We start from the raw sequence: 14728 nt of genomic DNA, 5'->3' as shown, positions 1-14728 counted from the left end.
GGTGGCGTATCCGGTACTCTACTGATCAAAAGATACCCATTTGTAGATTGCCCTTTTGCTTCTAAATACAAGTCTCGATATAGATACTAGGAAATTCTTATGAATTTTCCAGAAGCTTAATAGCAATACTCCCTTCCTGCAAAGATTGACTGCTGCCGTTTGCCTGAAAAACGATTGGCCCTAAATGAGACGTCAAGGGTTGCCCTGCTTGCTCAATTGCCCGTAGCCAAGCAAATTGCTTCAGCAAAGAGGGCGCTAAATCAGGCCAGTTGATATAAGTAAACGCGCCCTTGGACGGACCTAACTCCTCAATTAAACCGGTAAACGCTGGTTGATCAGAGAGCGCATCTCCATCAAGACTTTGCAAAATTTGCTGAAGACCTGAAAGCGATGTTGACAGGACTTCATAGCCATCGATAGTTGTGTGCACACCCACTAATTGCGTCATCAACTGCATTGGACTTTGAGGACTAGTGCGTGATATGGAAAAGCGTGTCCAGGTCGTCAGGTCTTGGTTGTCCAGCTGCACATGGTTCACATTAATTCCTTGCGCCTCGGCAAAGGTATCAATCGATGCAAAGGGCATCTCTTCCTGAGATTTCGAGACTAGTAACCAAGTCGTCGGCCTGTCTGGCAAAGTACCCAGCGCATATTCTCCTTGAAGCGAAGCTAACAGACTAGCTGAAGGGGCTGCGCCCGGTAAAGAGAAGGACGATAAAAGAGCCTGGAGCGATCGCTGCGTTATGCTATAGCCGCCAATATTCTCATCAATGTCTTCTAGCAGTTGAGAAAAGTTCGTTCCTGATGTAGCAAAGAGGGTTTCCTCAGGCAAAAGACTTAGGGCTGAAGTTGCCGTCTGAGTCGATGGACGATTGAATTCAAAGGTTTTGCCCGGAGCAGCAGCGATCGCCGTGTCTCCCAACAAACCTGATGAGAAAGCTCTGAGGGATACAAAGACAAAGTTAGCCCTTGGAGTCTCAGTCACAGCCCCATTGAACTGTCCAGCATCTTCCAATCCCAGCCAAGCCAGTAGGTTAGGAACGTTGGCATAGAGCCAGCCAATACGTTTAGACGGCAGCGTTTTAATCGATTCACGATAGTTTGAAGCCTTAGCCAAACTAATGTCAGGGGCCTGATAAGTCGTGATCGCCTGCCGTAGAACCTGCGGATCATTGGCTAATAGAACAGCACGATCGCCAACGATTGCAGACGCTAGAGACTGAAGCGCAGGATTCTCCAGATTTAGCGCTTCAACACCCCGATAGACGGCATCCGTAGGTTTCCGGTCATAGATTAGCGGAACACTAGAAACGGTTTCAAAAACTAAATTGCGGCCTGTTGCAGCCCGCTTTTGCCAAAGAACATGCAGGGCTTCACGTGCAGCCTCCACATCTCGACAGCTTAAAACAGCGAGATAGCCTGCTTGCAAACCATTCGTCTCATCTCGGTCTAAATCAGTTGTGGTTACAGCAAACGTTACCTCTTCATCCAGCCAAGGACGAAGATCCGTATCATAATCCCACCCTGTTGCTGACTCTAGGGCTTGCTCTAAAGACTGCCATTCCTCACGGGCAGCAAAGCGACGGTTGGAGGGAGTCAATACTTGCCTAAGCTGCCAAAGGCGATCAGGACGGGCTAGCAGCGAAATCATCGCCGGAGCCTGTCGTGGCACAAACTGAGCTGCTTCGGGAATTTCTTGACCACCTTTAGATAAGAGAGCACGAGGATTTTGCATCGTTAATCCCCAAAACCCGCCTATGCCGACAAAAATAAGCAGACCTGCGACTAGCGCGATCGCTGAATAAAAGGTACGAGATTTCATAAACTCCCTTTCACCTCGCACTGGCATCTCCCGATAGAGAACACTCAGCGCACTTTAGCCCGTGAATAGTGTATTACTCTAGGGTGTCTTTCTTGAGATTCCGTTAGGAAGTGGAACGGTTGCGAGGGATCAGGACTCAAGCAATATGCAGCAGCTTGGGATTCAAGAGAATTTAAGACTGTTAGCGCTACAGCGTTGCTGACGCCAGTATTTGCCAATATCTATAGGCACTCTGTACGGGGTCAGCAACCGGCTCCAGGCAGTAGCACAACATTCTTTAGTCCAGAAAATCACGCCAGACTCCAATCAACTTACCCTGAACTTGAACCTCTTCGGCAGGAAATTCCTGAACGGGATAGTTAGGGTTGGCAGGAGTCAACTTAATCAGATTGTCATCGCGATGAAAATACTTCAGCGTCATTCCATCCGGCACACGAGCTGCAATGATCGTGCCCTGGCGAATCTTTTGAGGGTCTTGGACAGGACGCATAATCACCATGTCTCCATCGCTGATCATGGCTTCAATCATGCTGTCTCCAGTTACCCGCAGCGCATAGTCACCCGATTTGATGGGCAATCCAGCAAAGTTTAAATGTTCTGTCTCTGCCGCTGATTGAGACGCAATATTGACATAACCAGCCGCGATTGTACCGTAGATAGGAACGCCTTGCGTGTCTTGCAAAATGCGAATGGTTCTGGCTTGGCCCTCAGTCCATTCGATATAGCCCTTCCGCCGTAGATGGTCAAGCCGACTTTGAATGGGGGCTGGTGACTTTAAAGACATTGCCCGCATCATTTGCCGAATTGAGGGGGAATGCTGATTCGTCCGGATGTAGTCAACGAGCCAATCATAAAGCTCTTGTTGGGCATCAGTAAGCGCTTCCATTGCCGCCTTCCTAGACTCAGCTTATAGGTAACAGAACAAGAGTACCAATAAAATCAAGGGTTTGTCCACCAATTCTGAAAAAAGTATTCACTTCAGACCCATTTGTACTCGCCATAGTCCAGCGTAGATTCCCTGTCGCTCAAGTAGGGCTTCGTGAGTGCCCCATTCCACTAGCTGCCCTTGATCCATGACGTAGATGCGATCAGCGTTACGAATTGTTGAGAGGCGATGGGCGATCGCGATTGTCGTGCGATTTTGCGTAATTTTTTCTAGCGATCGCTGAATAGCAGCTTCAGTTTCATTATCCACCGCAGAAGTCGCTTCATCCAGCACTAGGATGGGCGGATCCTTAAGAATGGCGCGGGCGATCGCTAGCCGTTGCCGCTGTCCACCCGACAGTTTTTGTCCTCGCTCGCCAACGATGGTGTCATAGCCCTGGGGCAGCTGAACGATGAAATCATGGGCTTCCGCAATCCGCGCTGCCTGCTCAATTGCCGCACCGTCATCCGTAAAGGTGCCGTAGGCGATGTTGTCAGTAACCGTGCCGTGGAAAAGAAAAACATCTTGGCTCACCAACCCAATTGCCCGCCGCAGATCTTGCGATGCTAGCTCTCTCACATCAATTCCATCCAGCGTGATGCGCCCCTGGTTGACTTCATAGAGGCGAAGCAGCAGCTTCACTAGCGTGCTTTTACCTGACCCAGTTGCCCCAACAACCGCGACAGTATTGCCGGGCGGAATTTTGAGCGTCAGGTGTTCGACAACTGGCGTATGACTGCTGTATGCAAATGTGACGTCTTCAAAAGCAACCTTGCCTCGAACATTGCTGACCGGGAGACGACGCTGACCCGGCTGTAGTGTAATGGGGGTATCCAATAAGTCCATCACGCGATGGGTGGAAGCCATCGCCCGCTGATATTGATCTAGGGTGTTGCCTAGTCGGGTTAGAGGCCACAACAGACGCTGGGTGAGGAAAACCAAGACGCTGTAAGTTCCTACAGCCAGTCGCCCTTCAACAGCCATGAAACCCCCTCCAATGAGTGTGGCCGTGAAGCCAATTAAAATCAGAATGCGAATAAGCGGAATGTACGCGGCACTGAGGGCGATCGCGTGACGATTGCTGAGACGGTAGGCTTCGCTTTCCTCTCGCACTCGTTCTGTCTCATAGGTCTCCGCAGTAAAGCTTTTGATGGTGAGGATCCCAGACAAATTATTCGATAAGCGACCATTGAGCACCCCAACCCGCTCACGAACCGTCACATAGCGGGGCGCTAGAAATTTTTGAAACGTGATCGCACCCCACACGATAAACGGCATTGGCAGGACCGCCATCCAAGCCACCGCCGGAGCGAGGATCCAGAAAGCACCACCAATCAAAAGAATGCTGGTTGCGACCTGCAAAACTTCGGTCGCCCCCACGTCTAAAAAACGCTCTAGCTGATTAATGTCATCATTCAACACAGACATCAGCTCTCCGCTGCTGCGGTCCTCAAAGTAAGCCAAGTCCAAATCTTGCAGGTGAGAATAGGCGTCCACCCGCAGATCCCGCTGCATCCTTTGCGCCAAGTTACGCCATAACACTGCGTAGGTATATTGAAAAGCCGACTCTAAGCCCCAAGTGACAATCGTCAGCGCCGTTAATACCAGGAGCTGACCTCGAATGCTGGTCACGCCCAAACTGGCAATCCATGAGGTTTCCTGCTGGACGACAACATCAACCGCCAGACCAATCAGTACTGGGGGGGCTAAATCAAAAACTCGATTGAGCACAGAGCAAAGGCTGGCCAACCACACATCACGGCGATATTTGCGACTGTAGTGCAGTAGGCGCTGAAGCGGATGAGAAGATGCCATGGGTAGAAAATACACCAATCTAGCGACGCGGTCCGTTGTAGCTGTCGTCAGTTCCGTGAGGAGAAAACGGCAAAAGCTATGCATCAAAGAGACCATAGCAATACGATATACCGTGACCATCACAGCGCAGGAGTGGGGTTACTCACGTCCGAATCAATGCACTGTAGACGATGGGGAACGGCGATCGCTAGGATAGGTCATGGCACGTCGTTACATAGACAAAACCATGAGCCTCAAAGATCGCATCAGTGAAGATATCAAAACCGCGATGAAAGCCAAAGATAAAGTTCGGCTGGAAACGGTTCGCAGCATCAAAAAAGTCATCCTTGAGGAAGAAAGTACTGCTCGTGGAAAAGGTCAGGACGGACTGACTGAAACGCAGGAGTTAGAAGTCCTTACTCGACTGGCAAAGCAGCGCAAAGATGCCATGACTCAATACACCGACGCTAACCGCGAAGATCTTGCGGACAAAGAAGCGGCTGAACTTGTAATCATTGAGGAGTATCTGCCGGCTCAGCTCTCCGATGCAGAAGTTGAAGCTGTGATTGATGATGTCATTGCCAAAACAGGCGCATCTTCAGCTAAAGATATGGGCAAGGTGATGGGACCGGCCATGAAAGAGCTGAAGGGAAAAGCAGATGGGGCTAAAGTTCAAGCCCTTGTGAAGTCCAAATTAGCTGGATAACGTCACCAGGGTAGAGACTCAGCGAACCATAAGCTCTACCCTGACTTGTCTGTCAAAGGTCAGTAAGCGTTCCCCCTACAACGGTGCATATCCAAAGGTGACATTAAACTCGCGGCACCAAATAGCAACGGCCTCATAATCATTAATATCAATATTGCTAGGGATCAGATACTCCTGACCGCCCTCAAAGCTCTGCAAGTCAGCCAGGACAGTGTAATCGGCTTCGTCAATACTGACAGGAACCTCATCAGCGTTGTAGAGAACTACTTGCACATCGGGGCCTGTCGCCGTGCTAAAGGCATCAGAAAAGACGATGTAATTTTGTCCGTTTTCAGTCACGATGTCAGCGGTACCTGTTGTTGCTTTGGCTTGATCAACAGTCACAAACTGTCCCGTTGCCCCAGCAAGCTGAACCGCGTTTTCGGTGGTGATGTTGTTGGTTAGGGAAGAAAATTCAACTGGTTTGAGAGCATTGGCACCCGTTGTAAGTGCGAGGCCCAAAGTAGCAGTCGTCAAGGTAGCCAGAACCAATCGTTTCATGGGGATATTTCCTTAAAGGGTGAACTCAACTGTTCATAGCTATCCTCACCGACGTTCTTGAAAATGCTTGTGCGATCGCCTGAAAGAACCCTGAGGAGGAGTCGATTTGTCTAAGGTTTGGCTGAGAAAGATGGGAGAAAGCAACTCTTCCGTTCATTTTCCAGTCCTCATTCTGTTGCCATATCGCCGTACTGACTGAGATAGGCGTAGATCGCGATCGCTGCTGCCACAGCAACATTCAGAGAATCAACCTGACCATATTGTGGAATTTCGACAACGGCATTGCATTGAGCGATCAGCGCTTCGGGTATTCCGGTCAGCTCTCGTCCCAATAGCAGCACGCTTCGTTTTGGGAACAAGAATTTAGGCAGCGGTATCGCTTGGTTATGACGACACAACGCAATAATCGACATTCCTTGGTGCTGCTGCTGCGACATCCAGTGCGACAGCTGATCGACCGAACATTCTGTCATGGGCTGCCACTGATGGGCCGATACCGCTAATTTACGGAATTCTTGATCTTCTGCCCATTTCAGCGACGGCAGAACCAACTGCTCAAGGCCAAAAACCTCCGCCGTGCGACACAGTGCTCCCAAGTTCATTGGATTTTGTACCAACGTGGCACATAGCTTTAACGGGTGACGTGCAGCAGGACATTGGTGCGATCGCATAAACGCCAATCCCTACGCCTACAAGCTATTTTTTGTAGCTAGGCACCAAAGTACTCAGGCTCGTTGCCAGGCGTCCATTTGATATTGCAGCCAATACTGGGCTTTTGATCAGGGCCAACCGACTTGCCTGCCAGCACTGTATCCAGCGCTACTCGGAGATCTTGACCCGTCACAGGAACATCGTTACCAGGACGACTGTCGTCAAGCTGACCGCGATAAACCAGCTTGCGATCGCCATCAAAAACAAAAAAGTCAGGCGTACAGGCGGCAGTGTAGGCTTTTGCAGTGTCTTGACTTTCGTCGTAGCAGTAGGGGAAGTTGAAACCCAGCTTTTGAGCCATACCCTTGAGCTGTTCAGGACCATCTTGAGGATGGGTTTGCACACTGTTAGCACTGATAGCCAGAACGCCGACATTCTTCGGAACGTAGTCTTTGCCGAGTTGGGCTAGCTCGTCTTGAACGTGCTTCACAAAAGGACAGTGCTCACAGATAAACATGATGAGCAGAGCTGATTTCCCATCAAACGTGCTCAGTGAAATCGTATTGCCTGAAACGACTTCAGGCAGCGAAAAATCTGGCGCAGCAGTGCCCAGCTCCAACATCGTCGAACTGACCATAACCATGATGGAAATCCCTCAATGCGTCTCTATGTAGGTACTGCTATCCTACCAAGTTCAACATCGACAGATGGATCAAAGCGGATGCAGTTAGGTATCTCAAAAGGGGGTTATTACGAGCGATCGCCCCGCTCAATGCATTCCATACAAATGTGGAATACGGCAATGATCAGTGCCACTTCAATACCAATTTGTAGACCGACAGGCGCAGAGATCAGACCTGCTAGCACCAGCACGGATCCAACAATTAGAGTCACGATGAGCAGGACCTCATCATCAAATAGCTTCAGTCCTGCCCACAGCGTCCCAAATCCGAGCATCCAAAAAATGAAATGGTTCATTGTTCTAAGCCATCAACGCTAAGGCAGAATTGGGTCGAAGACGCAGACAAAAGATACAGGAATAACGATTAGGGACATGCCTGAAAACACAAACCTTGGCTGTAGGCGTTGCGCTGCGTTAATGACACCCTACCAGCGGTCAATGCTGTCCTGGAAATCCCCTCAGGTCAGAAGAATGTCATGGGCAATTTTGATTATTTTGAGTACCGTCGGGCATTGTTGTTCGGCAGAAAATTGCTGATTCAAAGGTAGCTCTAGTGATTTTGGCGTCGGATAAATCAGCATCCGTAAGATTGGCACCATCTAAGTTGGCGCGGACAAGTCGAGCATTGGAAAGGTCTGCTCCTATTAAATTGGCGTTACTGAAGTTCGCACGAATGAGATAAGCACTTTCGAGATCAGCGGCTTCTAAGTTGGTCTGGTTGAGATTAGCGCGACCAAAATTGGCTTGCACCAAGCCGACTCCCGAGAGCGTTGCTCCGACTAAATTGGCTTCGGTAAATAGCGCGTCATGGGCGATCGCTTCGCTTAAATCAGCACCGCTTAGATCGGCTCTAATGAATGTGGCCCCAATTAAGCTAGCGCCCATTAATTGACTATCTTGCAGAATGGCATCGGTTAAGTCTGCTCTACCCAAAGAGGCATCTTCGAGATTGGCCTGAGTCAGGTCTACGCCTTGCAAAAAGGCATCAATTAGAACGACTTCTTGGAGGTCAGCCCCTTGCAGGTTAGATCTTTCCAAGGACGCACCCGAGAGGGACATGCCTGACAGCACAGAACCTTGCAAATCGCAGCCCGTACAGCGTCTTGAGATCAAGAACTCACGTAAATCGTTGGGGTTTTCGGCTAATCCACTGGTTGCTACAAGGAACCATAGGCCACACTGGCCGATCAATATTCCAGCGATCGCCCTGCTAATACGGTGTTTCATAGGTTCGAAAACTTACGCCTTGTCAACAAGTTGAAGACTTTGCACAACAGCCTGTGTAATTTTGAAAAGTACTCTACAATATCAGCACATTTTCAGACCTGACAGGATATTGCAGCGTTTAATTCATCCAATTCATTCAATTTCCACACCTGGAAAAGGAATGTTTCAGTTTTCCGGCCTGAGTTTATAGCCATCGCCGGTTCCGTTAGGACAAGACGGCGAGCCATTGGGTTATGGGCTAAGCACCTGGATACTATTGAGTGCACCAGCCTAGAGGGCTAAGGCTACACTTAAGCCGCCCTGAATTAGTACGCCAGCTCTATACTAGACGGTATCCGCGTTTCTACCTGTCTATGGCTCGATCATCTGCTACGCCAAACTCCTCTTCACTATCAGAGCGACCTCGCGTTAAGGTGCGGGTGCCGCTGGGTTGGTTTTGGCCGCTGTTTTGGAGCGGCCTGATGGTCGGGTCAGGTGTTATGGGTATCTGGGCCATGACTTGGTTGACCCGTATTCCGCCGCTTCCTGATTGCGAAGATGTTACCGTCTCCAGTTCTGATAGCAATCGCCTTATTTGCGCCCAAACGGCGATGCAGACCGGTAGTGCTAAAAAGCTAATTCATGCGATTCAGCTCACGACTCGATTTGCTGAATCGCATCCTCTCCATGTAGAAACCTACCCCGTTCTCGTAGAGTCTTCAGAGCGATTGCTCAAAAAAGCGACTGAGAAAATGCATGAGGGCGATTTGGCCACAGCAGTAGGTTGGGCTGGACAAATCCCGCTTGACACCCCCCTGCGACAGCAAGCTCAAGCCGCCATTTGGAATTGGCAACAGGAATGGAAGCAGGGACAAGCAATTGAAAACTCTGTTGAGCAGGCGATCGCTGCCCGCGATTGGGGCGTTGCTGAAGAGGGTTTACAGCAGCTCAAATTGCTATCAAGCGACTATTGGTTGAGCGATCGCCACAATGCACTGAAGCAGGCAAAACAACGAGAATCGACAGCTTGGGCACAAATTGAACAGGCACGGGGGCTGGCAAACACGGGCGATCCGGACAACATTGGTCAGGCTTTAGTAATTGCCCAGCGAGTCAACCTGACTAGCCGAGCGTGGAACGATGCCCAGGACGATATTGATCGTTGGAGCCAAAATCTTTTGCTCTACAGCTTTCAACGGTGGGAGTTGGGGGATGTTGAAGGGGCGATCGCCGCAGTCCAAAAAGTCCCCCCCGATCCCAACTTGGCTCCCGAAGCACAAGATTTGATTAAGTTCAGCCACGCCAATCGTTTAGCCACTGAAGCCCAGCAGGATCAACCCAGCTATCTACAGCTATTCAAGCTGATGGAAGCCATTCGGGCAGCAGAAAAGATTCCGGTCGAGAGCACTTTTTATGGGGCCGCTCAACAGTCGATGCAAGGCTGGAAAGCCGACTTAGAAGATTTACGTACGCTACAGTTCGCTTCAGGAGTTGCAAGTCTGCGACAGGGTTGGGCTTATGACTATGCTACTCAGCTTGCGTGGTCAGTCGATTTAGAACGCCCGCGTCGACTACAGGCTCAAACGCTGATTGCTCACTGGGAAAACGAAGTCGAGCGCATTGAAGATCGTCCCTTCTTAGCTCGGGCGAATGCCCTGGCTCGCAAGAGCACCATTCCAGCCTTACAAGCTGCCATTGCCGAAGCACGGAATGTGGCGTTGGGACGCGCTCTGAGAATTGAGGCACAAACGGCGATCGCGGATTGGCTCAACCAAATTGAAGTCATTCAAGATCAACCCATCCTAAATGAGGCGAATCAACTTGCCGCAGACGACAAACTCAGGGAAGCTGTGACCGTGGCGCAGCAAATTCAGGATGATCGGGCGCTCTATGAGCAAGCCCAAGCCATGATTCAAGACTGGACTCACACCATTCAGGTCGAAGAGGACAGCCCGATTTTGGAAGAAGCCAAATCGCTGGCCTATGAGGGATCACTGACGGCGGCAATCAATGTGGCTGCTCAAATTGCGCCAGGTCGGGCATTGTATAACGAGGCTCGCAATGCCATTGGTCTTTGGGAAGCCGAGAGAGCCTACATTTGGGCACAGGAGGCCGAGGCCGCTCGACAGCAAGAAGCCGTTCGACAGCCAGAAACTGATTCACCGCCCCCAGACGATACAGCTCCTCCCAGTTCTGAACCCATAAACCAACCGCCCCCTCCTACCTCCGATAATTTCCCGAGTGAATAATGACAATGGCATCTACTCTGAACTTGTTTTTAGTGGATGAAGATCCTGTCTTTCGCTTAGGGCTCCGCATTTGGCTAGAGCAGCGCCAGGAGTTCAACGTTATTGGAGAAGCATCTAGCAGTGAAGCAGCGCTGACTCAGCTCACTGATTTGCAGTCAGCAGCAACCGCAAGTGCAACCGATGCAGGCACTTCAGAGGTAGCGCCAACCGTTGATGTCGTCATCTTGGACTTGGGATTAGGGCAAGGCGATCCTAACCAGATGCCTGGATTACAGCTGTGCGCGACCATCAAACAACAATTTCCCAACTTAGCGGTGCTGGTCCTGAGCATCCAGGGTGATCCGGTCCTACGGGAAGCGGCCAAACAGATGGGGGCTGACCGTTTTGGCCTAAGAGGTCTGTCTGTCCGTGACCTAGCTCGTCTCATTCAGCAGACAGCTGTGAGTTCACCACCGAGCAGGGTCGGCAGCACTGAGGATATTGCGCTACCGGAACGGACCGAAGGCCCGGTCGCTTACCTGTATCGCACCTCTTTAGAACAAATCGATGAGGAAATGGCAGCTATTGAACAGCTTGCTTCCCGTCGTCGATTGCCCTATTGGTATCGGCTAGTGCTGGCAGGTAAATATCGAGAGTTGCGGGCTGCCCGCTGGTTGATTCAACAGATCTTGCCACTTCCCCAAGAGGGACAGAAGATACCTCAATCCGATGACGAATTCATCACGGCCACCAGCGCCCTAACGGCACCTGAGAGTATATCTGCCCGCACCGCAGCAGAATTACCGGCTACCGCAACTCGCACTGCCGGAGGAGCGATCGCCCGTCTCAGAACCCCCATGCCCGTTCCCGTCGGAGATGTGCGATCGCGAGTCTGTGAAGCAGTCTTTCGCAAGCTCCAGTTTCCCTTAGACAATCGCAGTAGCATCCCATTAGAAATTGACATTCTACGGTCTGACAAATCCCGTGAGCTGCTCTACACCGTCTTAAGTACTTTCGAGACATTACTCGATGATCTGCAACAGGCAGCCGTTTTACCCGGACAGTTGGACACCAAAACACCCATTTTTTTGCATGATCTATGGGAAGCCGTCATCGTCGATTTCTTTGGACGGTACTACACGCCACCTGTGGACGGGCTAGAGCGGCCTATGGCAGCAGTCTTACAGCAGGATGCTGCAACCGTTCAGGCAGAAATTTTGTTAGGTATTCCCGAAGTACCCAGCCTGCTGTCACATTTGCTGTTTCAGTCCCCTTTAGAAATTGAAGGAGCATCCTATCTCGCTACGACACCAGAAGCGCTTAGGCGCAGTCAGTTTTTGCTGGAAAATCTACTGATTCAAATTGCCTGCGCAGTCATACAGCCTGTCTTGAATCGATACCCCGATGTGGAAGCCTTGAAACGAAGCCTCTACCAGCGTCGTATCATCTCCACTCGCGATATTACTCGCTTTCGCAATGATCTCTCTTGGCGCTATCGCATGGATACTTTAGTGAATGAACCCAAAGCCATGTTTGAGAGTAACTATCGTCTCTTTGCGCTAACCCCCGAAGGCATTCGTACCCATACCATTTATGCCCCTCGGCAAGAGGAATTGGCCTCCCTGTCAGGCGTCCAATATGCAGTGACATTGGCATTAGAAGCCCGAGACGCGATCGCGCCACGTCTCCGTTCCACGATTTCCCTAGTCGGCAGCAGCGTTGTGTTTGTGCTGACAGAGGTGATTGGGCGCGGTATTGGTCTGGTGGGACGAGGCATTGTCAAAGGTGTTGGCAGCACCTGGCAGGAGATTCGTTTTCGCCAACGCCAGCGCGACGAAACATGATAGATGAAACATGCTGTTGCAGAACTTTGAGGCGATCGCGAAATCGCCACAGTTCTGTCCTGAAAGCAATAGGGGATCAGGAGAATTAAGATAGAGTTCTACCAATCGAGATCGCTGTGGTCATCGCTGCACCTGTGCTTCCTATCAATTCGCAAATTCTGCCTGGACACAATCAAGAGACCTATCGACAGCTCCAGGATGCGGTTCAGGCTATTCCGCCGCATCAAATTTGGCTGGCCACCTGTGACGACTTGCCCCTGCAGCGACAGCTTGCAGCCACATTGGAAGAGAGTCTACAAGGGGAAACTGCGATCGCCTCAACCCAACTCATCCTGGATGTCAAAAACCCCGACCTAGTTCGGCAAATTCGCGATTGGGCCCATCAGGCAGCGTCCACTGGGTCACCGCTGTTACAGATTCTAGGCATTGAGCGGCTGACCTACCAGGGATCAGACGCTCAATACCAATTTCTTCGTTCCCTTCACCATTTACTTCCCCTGTGGAAGCAGTTGGGATGCAGTTTACTCGTCTGGATATCACGGCCTTGGCTGAAGCAGATTCGGCGAGAGGTGCCGGAACTATGCCAAAACGTTTTTGAGTTCATGGGAGAACCCACGCCTATTTCAGCAATTGGGGATGAGCAGTCCTACCAAGCGGCGTTTTCTCCCGTTCGGCGTTGGCAGTTCTTGGGTAAACCTGCCCCCGAGGCACCGCCACCCCCCTCCACTGAACATCACACCGATTTGGCAACGGCCCCCAGAGGAACTGCGGTGCCTGCGATTCCAGGGGAAGGAGAACTAGAAACTGCCGATACACCTCCACAGTCTGACACAGGCGATACGCTTCCGGTCATGTCTGATGATTTGTGGCAGCGATTGCAAGCAGACTTGACGGAATTTGAAGCCACCGGAACTTCACCCCACTCGCCCTCATCCAGTGATGGCGCTACGGACTCTGGCTCAACGACGAATATCACCATTCCTGCTGCCGCTGCTGCCGTTGAGGAGTTTGGTGAAGAGCCGATTGACATCGAGGTTATCCCGCCTCCCCAGGACATCCCTTCGGAGGTGGCTTACCGACAGATTCAAGTGACGGATCAGGACGATTGGGCGATCGCCTATGAACTGCGCGATCGCGTGCAGGCGGGAGACCACAGCCCAGCTACCTTGGAAGCGGCCATCCAGCAATACGAGCAACTACAACCCCATCGACCCACTACGCCGCAGCGCACCGAGGTACTCAACGACCTGGGGAGCCTTTATTGGCTTTGGGCACAGCAAGCTAGGGATATTGAAAGCTATCTGCAGCGACTGTTGCAAAGTAGCGAACTGTATGAGGCCGCGATTTCTCCTATTCATCCAGGCACTGACGCAGGGGTCTTGAATCGTATCCACAGCAACTCAGGTAGCGTGTACAGCCTATTAGCCGGTCATCAGGACCCGGTGCTTTATCTAGGAAAAGCCGTTCGTGCATTCCATCGCGCCCTGCAATATGCCCCTGTAGAAGCTGTCCCAGACGAATACGCGACCTTACAGACTCATCTTGGAACAGCCTATTGGAGCTTGGCGCAGCATACTCAGGAAGCCAATCATTTACATCGGGCGATCGCAGCCTATCAGGAAGCGCTTCGACACTCCCATCCACAACAGTCGCCGCAGACCTACGCTCAGCTACAAAACAATTTGGGGATTGCACTCTGGAGCCTCTCCCGTCATGAGCGCCCCGTTTTCCTTCTAGAACAGGCCATTCAGGCTTATCGTACCGCTTTGGCGTATCGCACCCTAGACACTGACCCAGGGGGATGTGCCGCCACGCATAACAATCTCGGTACAGCCTATTGGGATTTAGGGGGTCATTGTGAAGAGCGGTCTACTGAGCAGCAGGCGGCTTGGCAACAGGCGATCGCAGCTTATGATGCAGCTATCCTCGCAGCAGATCGCGAACGGTCTGGACATCTCAGCTTCGATTTGTGGGCAACTCACCATAGTGTAGGCGTTGTGTATGATCAACTGGCGATCGCCCTGGCTCCTAATGCAGTTGCTCAAGAGCCTTTGCTCACCAATGCCACTCTCCACTACATCAGAGCACTAGTGGGCTGGCAGGCGACAGAAGCCGTGACGATGGAAACGGCTTTCCAAGCATTAGTGAGAAATCTACACCTACAAGCTCGTTATTTAGGAATTGAAGCACAGCAGCGCTCATTAAGTCAGGTGCCTGCTGCATGGCTTCCTGAAATTTGGCGGCAGCTATGAGACAGCTTTAGCCATTCATAGCGGCACGCACTGGCATCAATCCTATTCCCTGCTTCCTGAAAACACTGAGATGTACTT

The 14728-nt window shown here is 51.1% G+C and carries 12 protein-coding genes; 4 read left to right on the top strand and 8 right to left on the bottom strand.

The genetic code is table 11. The features are described 5' to 3' along the window. Positions 1 to 97 precede the first annotated feature (97 nt). The 3 genes from PN498_RS27890 to PN498_RS27880 form a co-directional block, all read right to left on the bottom strand. The gene (locus tag PN498_RS27890) at positions 98 to 1822 is read right to left on the bottom strand and encodes a DUF3352 domain-containing protein (RefSeq protein ID WP_272066740.1); all 1725 of its coding nucleotides are present in this window, start codon (positions 1820 to 1822) and stop codon (positions 98 to 100) included. A gap of 277 nt (positions 1823 to 2099) precedes the next feature. Further along, positions 2100 to 2708 (bottom strand): transcriptional repressor LexA, encoded by a 609-nt coding sequence (lexA, locus tag PN498_RS27885; protein ID WP_272066739.1) that lies wholly within the window; start codon positions 2706 to 2708, stop codon positions 2100 to 2102. A gap of 87 nt (positions 2709 to 2795) precedes the next feature. Further along, positions 2796 to 4562 carry an ABC transporter ATP-binding protein gene (locus PN498_RS27880; RefSeq protein WP_272066801.1) on the bottom strand — a complete coding sequence of 589 codons (1767 nt, stop codon included), beginning with the start codon at positions 4560 to 4562 and terminating at the stop codon, positions 2796 to 2798. Positions 4563 to 4788: 226 nt separating this feature from the next. On the opposite strand from PN498_RS27880, the gene PN498_RS27875 reads away from it, so the two are divergent. Then, a complete protein-coding gene (locus PN498_RS27875; RefSeq protein ID WP_272066800.1) occupies positions 4789 to 5247 on the top strand; it encodes a GatB/YqeY domain-containing protein in 459 nt (152 codons plus the stop codon). Positions 5248 to 5322: 75 nt separating this feature from the next. On the opposite strand, the gene PN498_RS27870 is transcribed toward PN498_RS27875, so the two are convergent. The 5 genes from PN498_RS27870 to PN498_RS27850 form a co-directional block, all read right to left on the bottom strand. After that, positions 5323 to 5787: a DM13 domain-containing protein gene (locus PN498_RS27870; protein WP_272066738.1), complete on the bottom strand. Its 465-nt coding sequence runs from the start codon at positions 5785 to 5787 to the stop codon at positions 5323 to 5325. A 167-nt stretch (positions 5788 to 5954) separates the two neighbouring features. Further along, on the bottom strand, positions 5955 to 6458 hold the full coding sequence (locus PN498_RS27865) for a TrmH family RNA methyltransferase (protein WP_272066737.1): 504 nt from the start codon (positions 6456 to 6458) through the stop codon (positions 5955 to 5957). A gap of 38 nt (positions 6459 to 6496) precedes the next feature. Next, positions 6497 to 7081: a thioredoxin family protein gene (locus tag PN498_RS27860; RefSeq protein ID WP_272066736.1), complete on the bottom strand. Its 585-nt coding sequence runs from the start codon at positions 7079 to 7081 to the stop codon at positions 6497 to 6499. Between the two features lie 107 nt (positions 7082 to 7188). Next, entirely contained in the window at positions 7189 to 7416 is a 228-nt protein-coding gene (locus tag PN498_RS27855) for a hypothetical protein (RefSeq protein WP_272066735.1), read from the bottom strand. A gap of 178 nt (positions 7417 to 7594) precedes the next feature. After that, on the bottom strand, positions 7595 to 8347 hold the full coding sequence (locus PN498_RS27850; protein ID WP_272066734.1) for a pentapeptide repeat-containing protein: 753 nt from the start codon (positions 8345 to 8347) through the stop codon (positions 7595 to 7597). A 353-nt stretch (positions 8348 to 8700) separates the two neighbouring features. Between PN498_RS27850 and PN498_RS27845 the strand changes: the two genes are divergently transcribed. From PN498_RS27845 to PN498_RS27835, 3 genes are all read left to right on the top strand, one after another. Then, on the top strand, positions 8701 to 10575 hold the full coding sequence (locus PN498_RS27845; protein ID WP_272066733.1) for a hypothetical protein: 1875 nt from the start codon (positions 8701 to 8703) through the stop codon (positions 10573 to 10575). Between the two features lie 5 nt (positions 10576 to 10580). Further along, entirely contained in the window at positions 10581 to 12398 is a 1818-nt protein-coding gene (locus PN498_RS27840; protein ID WP_272066732.1) for a DUF3685 domain-containing protein, read from the top strand. Between the two features lie 116 nt (positions 12399 to 12514). Further along, complete coding sequence (locus PN498_RS27835) at positions 12515 to 14650, top strand: tetratricopeptide repeat protein (RefSeq protein ID WP_272066731.1); 2136 nt, start codon at positions 12515 to 12517, stop codon at positions 14648 to 14650. Positions 14651 to 14728: the final 78 nt, after the last annotated feature.

It is taken from the genome of Oscillatoria sp. CS-180, assembly GCF_028330965.1.
GTDB lineage: Bacteria > Cyanobacteriota > Cyanobacteriia > Phormidesmidales > Phormidesmidaceae > Halomicronema.
The sequence above is the reverse complement of the archived record's forward strand: the minus strand, read 5'-3'. Positions and strand labels throughout refer to the sequence as shown.

Bases quoted from the DNA above. Each gene is read 5' to 3' on its own strand.
- PN498_RS27890 (WP_272066740.1), bottom strand. From the start codon at position 1,822: ATGAAATCTCGTACCTTTTATTCAGCGATCGCGCTAGTCGCAGGTCTG.
- PN498_RS27845 (WP_272066733.1), top strand. From the start codon at position 8,701: ATGGCTCGATCATCTGCTACGCCAAACTCCTCTTCACTATCAGAGCGA.
- PN498_RS27860 (WP_272066736.1), bottom strand. From the start codon at position 7,081: ATGGTTATGGTCAGTTCGACGATGTTGGAGCTGGGCACTGCTGCGCCA.
- PN498_RS27880 (WP_272066801.1), bottom strand. From the start codon at position 4,562: ATGGCATCTTCTCATCCGCTTCAGCGCCTACTGCACTACAGTCGCAAA.
- PN498_RS27855 (WP_272066735.1), bottom strand. From the start codon at position 7,416: ATGAACCATTTCATTTTTTGGATGCTCGGATTTGGGACGCTGTGGGCA.
- PN498_RS27875 (WP_272066800.1), top strand. From the start codon at position 4,789: ATGAGCCTCAAAGATCGCATCAGTGAAGATATCAAAACCGCGATGAAA.
- lexA (WP_272066739.1), bottom strand. From the start codon at position 2,708: ATGGAAGCGCTTACTGATGCCCAACAAGAGCTTTATGATTGGCTCGTT.
- PN498_RS27865 (WP_272066737.1), bottom strand. From the start codon at position 6,458: ATGCGATCGCACCAATGTCCTGCTGCACGTCACCCGTTAAAGCTATGT.
- PN498_RS27870 (WP_272066738.1), bottom strand. From the start codon at position 5,787: ATGAAACGATTGGTTCTGGCTACCTTGACGACTGCTACTTTGGGCCTC.
- PN498_RS27850 (WP_272066734.1), bottom strand. From the start codon at position 8,347: ATGAAACACCGTATTAGCAGGGCGATCGCTGGAATATTGATCGGCCAG.
- PN498_RS27840 (WP_272066732.1), top strand. From the start codon at position 10,581: ATGGCATCTACTCTGAACTTGTTTTTAGTGGATGAAGATCCTGTCTTT.